This is a genomic window from Luteolibacter sp., assembly GCF_058122085.1.
This window is the reverse complement of record NZ_JBIKBQ010000184.1, coordinates 1-3827: the sequence shown is the minus strand read 5'-3', so window position 1 is coordinate 3827 and position 3827 is coordinate 1. Positions and strand designations below refer to the sequence as shown.

9 protein-coding genes and 1 pseudogene are annotated in these 3827 nt (G+C 58.4%); 9 read left to right on the top strand and 1 reads right to left on the bottom strand.

Annotated elements, in window-relative coordinates:
* Positions 1-212 precede the first annotated feature (212 nt).
* The 8 genes and pseudogenes from AC4DF4_RS18140 (at position 213) to AC4DF4_RS18105 (ending at position 3338) form a co-directional block, all read left to right on the top strand.
* Positions 213-710: an SUMF1/EgtB/PvdO family nonheme iron enzyme gene (locus tag AC4DF4_RS18140; protein WP_490049509.1), complete on the top strand. Its 498-nt coding sequence runs from the start codon at positions 213-215 to the stop codon at positions 708-710.
* 278 nt (positions 711-988) lie between these two features.
* Positions 989-1189, top strand: a complete 201-nt coding sequence (locus AC4DF4_RS18135) for a type II toxin-antitoxin system HicB family antitoxin (protein ID WP_490049508.1) — start codon at positions 989-991, stop codon at positions 1187-1189.
* Positions 1186-1392: a type II toxin-antitoxin system HicA family toxin gene (locus AC4DF4_RS18130; RefSeq protein WP_490049507.1), complete on the top strand. Its 207-nt coding sequence runs from the start codon at positions 1186-1188 to the stop codon at positions 1390-1392. The genes AC4DF4_RS18135 and AC4DF4_RS18130 overlap by 4 nt, the downstream gene beginning before the upstream one ends.
* Positions 1393-1419: 27 nt before the next feature.
* Positions 1420-1812, top strand: coding sequence for a diversity-generating retroelement protein Avd (gene avd, locus AC4DF4_RS18125; RefSeq protein WP_490049506.1), 393 nt, complete (start codon positions 1420-1422; stop codon positions 1810-1812).
* A gap of 14 nt (positions 1813-1826) precedes the next feature.
* The gene (locus AC4DF4_RS18120) at positions 1827-2054 is read left to right on the top strand and encodes a type II toxin-antitoxin system HicB family antitoxin (protein WP_490049505.1); all 228 of its coding nucleotides are present in this window, start codon (positions 1827-1829) and stop codon (positions 2052-2054) included.
* Between the two features lies 1 nt (position 2055).
* Positions 2056-2262, top strand: coding sequence for a type II toxin-antitoxin system HicA family toxin (locus tag AC4DF4_RS18115; protein ID WP_490049504.1), 207 nt, complete (start codon positions 2056-2058; stop codon positions 2260-2262).
* Positions 2189-2956, top strand: a pseudogene (locus tag AC4DF4_RS18110) (reverse transcriptase domain-containing protein); the annotation flags it as partial. The gene AC4DF4_RS18115 and the pseudogene AC4DF4_RS18110, both read left to right, overlap by 74 nt.
* 1 nt (position 2957) lies before the next feature.
* Positions 2958-3338 carry an SUMF1/EgtB/PvdO family nonheme iron enzyme gene (locus AC4DF4_RS18105; protein ID WP_490049503.1) on the top strand — a complete coding sequence of 127 codons (381 nt, stop codon included), beginning with the start codon at positions 2958-2960 and terminating at the stop codon, positions 3336-3338.
* A gap of 69 nt (positions 3339-3407) precedes the next feature.
* Here the strand turns inward: AC4DF4_RS18105 and AC4DF4_RS18100 are convergent, their stop codons facing one another.
* Complete coding sequence (locus AC4DF4_RS18100; RefSeq protein ID WP_490049502.1) at positions 3408-3653, bottom strand: addiction module protein; 246 nt, start codon at positions 3651-3653, stop codon at positions 3408-3410.
* Positions 3654-3666: 13 nt separating this feature from the next.
* Between AC4DF4_RS18100 and AC4DF4_RS18095 the strand changes: the two genes are divergently transcribed.
* Positions 3667-3795: a PEP-CTERM sorting domain-containing protein gene (locus AC4DF4_RS18095; RefSeq protein ID WP_490049501.1), complete on the top strand. Its 129-nt coding sequence runs from the start codon at positions 3667-3669 to the stop codon at positions 3793-3795.
* The last annotated feature ends 32 nt before the right edge of the window (positions 3796-3827 follow it).

Sequence of the window (3827 nt, the reverse complement as noted above, 5' to 3'; positions counted from 1 at the left end):
CTCCACCGGCCCGTCCCAGCGCGAAAGAGCAATCCGAGCTTGCTGGGGAGATCAAGTTCTCGTATCAAATGTCCATCAGCCAGCCCGCTGAGATTTTAACAATTTAACGGAAAGAAAAATTTCCCCCGGGCGCGGCCCTCACGGCGGAATCGGGAGCCTACACGCTCAACGGCGCGACGAGCGGTATTATCACCAAGAACGTGGGAGCCACGGTGTGGATCCCGAGTGAGAGCGAGTGGTATAAAGCGGCGTATTATGACCCGAACAAGGGCGGTGCCGGAGTGGGCGGCTACTGGGCGCAGGCGACGCAGAGCAATACGATGACCACCAACGACATCGGTGTGGCGGGTGCGGCAAATTATTACGATGCGAATGGTTACGCGGTTTACACCGGATCAGGTGCAGGGACGTGGGTTCTCACTGATGTCGGCGCGTATGGATTGAATTCGGACAGCGCGTATGGCACGAACGACCAGGCTGGAAACGTTTGGGAATGGAACGACGCGGTGATCTCCGGCTCGTCGCGCGGGCTGCGTGGGGGCTCAGAGAGCAACGCCGCCAACTACCTGGCCTCCTCGTTCCGCAACGACGGCGTCCCGTCGCTCGAGAACTACAACATCGGGTTCCGTGTTGCCAGTGTCCCTGAACCAACTTCCCTTGTCCTGACGATGCTCGCAGGCGGAGTGATGCTGGCCCGCCGGAAACGTTAGTTCTCCCCTTTGATCCTTTATCCCTTTGTCCTTTTTCTTCTTCGAAGGTGGCGCGCTCTCGCCGAGAGCGCAGGCCAATGAGGTGAGAAAGAAAAAGCCCAAGAAAGGCCATTCTGTGGATCCTTGGATGGACCTTTCTCGATCCATTGGCATGCTGCCTCGGCGAGGCAGCGCCACCTTGCCCCATCCGCCGCAGGCGGACGAATTTTTTTTCCTGAAGAGCAACTGATCCGGGATTCCGCGTTGATGTGGGGCAAGGACTGGCTATGGTCTTGGACATGACACTCAAAGCGATCATACACGAAGCGGAAGAGGGCGGATTCTGGGCGGAAGTACCAGCCCTTCCCGGATGCGTCACCCAAGGCGAAACGCTTCTGGAGTTGGAAGCGAACTTACGCGAGGCGATTCAAGGCTGGCTATTAGCTGCGGAGCCTGAAGACGGAGCCCTGGAAACGCGCGTCCTTGAAGTGGCAGTATGAAGTCCGTTACGGGAAAACGACTGGCCAAGCTGGCGGAGGACAAGGGCTGGCACCTTGCGCGGATTAACGGCAGCCATCACATTTTCACGATGGATGGCCGCAGTGAGCGTCTGGTGATTCCGATTCACAGCAACCAATCCCTCAAGACCGGACTTCAGCACTCGCTGATGAAGCTCATTCCGGTGACTGAGGACGAACTCTGACAAGCTCCCCCCGATACCACCTCAGCAATGAAACAACCCGCCAATGACGCGCCACTCGTCCTCGTGAAATGGTATGCCTACGCCAAGTGGATTCTCGAACGCGTGGAGAGCTTCCCGAAGAGTCAGCGCTTCATCCTCGGCCAACGGCTTTCGAACCACGTTATGGACGTGCTAGAGATGTTGGTGAAAGCGAGCTACGCCAAGGACAAGACCGCGCTGCTGATCCAGGCGAACGAAGGCATCGAGATGACCCGCTGGGTCGTCCGCATGGCGAATGACCGAAAATTGCTGGCGCCAAAGCAATTCGAGTTCAGTGCGCTCCAGCTCAATGAATGTGGCCGGATGGTCGGTGGCTGGCTGAAAAGCCGTGGCGGCGATCACCGGTCGCCAAGCTCATCCTCGACAAGCCACCCTTCTTGAATCAACTTCCCCCCATGCGCTATCCCGTCATGCTCGAACGGATTCCTGACGAGGAAGGATTGCCCGGCTATTACTATGCCCACGTCCCATCTCTCGGTCTCACGACACACGGCCAGGGTATGGAGGGTGCGCTGGACGCCGCCCGCGATCTAGTGGCCTTGTGGAACGAGGAAAAACGCTGCAATGGCGAACCGGTGACCGACGTCTCCGAGGCGATCCTTGCAACTGTCGAAGTCGCCTGACATGCCGCACAAGGCGAAAGAAGTGCTGCGGAAGCTGAAACGTGCCGGCTTCGAGGAGCGGAGGCAGAGCGGCTCGCACCTGGTGCTGCGCCACGACGATGGCCGACAAACTTATTTGCCGATGCACACCGGCGATGTGCCGACCGGCACTTTCCGATCCATACTCAAGCAGGCAGGCCTCACCGAAGAGGAATTCCGCGACCTTTGAATCCATGGCCCGCAGTTTCCAGAACCTCCACCCGCAAGTCTGCTCGCTGGAAAACGTGATGGCTGCCGCCCGCAGCGCGATGCAGGGAAAAATGAGCGGCCACGCCGCCGCCCGCTTTCACGCCCGCTGGGAAACCCACGCCGTGCGCCTGCACGAGGAACTCACCGCAGGCACCTGGCAGCCGGGCCCTTATACTTACTTCGACATCCACGAGCCGAAGCTCCGCCGTGTGACTGCCGCGCCATTCCGGGACCGGGTGGTGCATCACGCGCTGGTCCGCGTGCTGGAACCGATTTTCGAGAAGAAGTTCATTGAGGACAGCTATGCCTGCCGGAAAGGAAAAGGCACCCACGCCGGAGTCCGCCGCTGCGCGGAATTTTCCCGCCGTTTCCCCTACGTTCTCAAGTGCGACCTGCGCCGGTATTTCCCGAGCATCGACCATGAAATCCTGCAGCAACGCATCGGAAAGACCGTGGCGGATGAGAAAATCATGGCTCTGATCCGACGCATCCTAAGCAGCCATCAGGATGGCCAGAGAATGGAATGGGGGGAGGATTTGTTCGACTGCCACATCCGACGGCACGGCCTGCCCATCGGGAACCTGACCAGCCAGTTCTTCGCGAACATCCATCTCGATGGATTCGATCACTTCGTAAAACAGGAGTTGGGAGTTAAAGGCTACGTCCGCTACGTGGATGATTTCCTCAAAAAAGTCCGGCTCGTCGCGCGGGCTGCGTGGGGGCTCTTGGAACAACAACGACAACAACCTGGCCTCCTCGAACCGCAACAACAACGACCCGTCGAACGAGAACAACAACATCGGGTTCCGTGTTGCCAGGCCCTTGAGGGCAGATGCCTTCCCTTCGGTGAGATCATGGTGGTTTGACCGCCGCCATGCAGTGCCGGGTTCAGGGACCAGCAGGATGTCGCGAGCGATGGCTGAAACGCGCATCGGTCGAATAGGAAAAGCACCGGAGGCGGCTGGTAGCGCGAGCGAAGGCTGTCTCTGGTGCATCCGAAGCAATTCGTCGCGCCGAATGCGGAAGACCAGTGCATCGGGAAAAACAGCGAACTGACACTTGCTAGATCACCTTCCAAGCAACGATGGATTCGCGGGCTGCGTCGTCATAATTCACACGCATGGCTCAAGAGGTTGTGCCAAAGCGTTGCCTCGCCTCTTTCCAAAGATCTTCGGCGGGAATGAGTTTTGCATTTCCTGCGTCGATGTTCTCGATCCGTCGCTGTAATTCATCCCGCCATTCGGGACTCAATTCATGGTCGTCCTCGTCCAAGCTTTCAAGAAGCCGGCTGGCGAGTTGGGAACGATCCACACGCGGGAGGTGGAGAACTTCCTCCTCCAAGCGTTGGTAGGATTGAGTGGTGGCTGCCATGAGAGGAACGTAGATGAAGCTTCGGATTCCTTCCAGCGTTTTTGTGGGGTTCCGAGTCGCCACTGTCCCGGAACCCACGTCGATCCTCCTGACGATGCTCGCGGGCGGTGTGATGTTGGTCGGGGAAACGTTAGTTTTTTAAAATGTAGCGGCGATCACCGGTCGCCGCGAATT

Coding starts and splice junctions, on each gene's coding strand:
- AC4DF4_RS18120 (WP_490049505.1), top strand. CDS start 1,827: ATGCGCTATCCCGTCATGCTCGAACGGATTCCTGACGAGGAAGGATTG.
- AC4DF4_RS18115 (WP_490049504.1), top strand. CDS start 2,056: ATGCCGCACAAGGCGAAAGAAGTGCTGCGGAAGCTGAAACGTGCCGGC.
- AC4DF4_RS18135 (WP_490049508.1), top strand. CDS start 989: ATGACACTCAAAGCGATCATACACGAAGCGGAAGAGGGCGGATTCTGG.
- AC4DF4_RS18100 (WP_490049502.1), bottom strand. CDS start 3,653: ATGGCAGCCACCACTCAATCCTACCAACGCTTGGAGGAGGAAGTTCTC.
- avd (WP_490049506.1), top strand. CDS start 1,420: ATGAAACAACCCGCCAATGACGCGCCACTCGTCCTCGTGAAATGGTAT.
- AC4DF4_RS18105 (WP_490049503.1), top strand. CDS start 2,958: ATGATTTCCTCAAAAAAGTCCGGCTCGTCGCGCGGGCTGCGTGGGGGC.
- AC4DF4_RS18095 (WP_490049501.1), top strand. CDS start 3,667: ATGAAGCTTCGGATTCCTTCCAGCGTTTTTGTGGGGTTCCGAGTCGCC.
- AC4DF4_RS18130 (WP_490049507.1), top strand. CDS start 1,186: ATGAAGTCCGTTACGGGAAAACGACTGGCCAAGCTGGCGGAGGACAAG.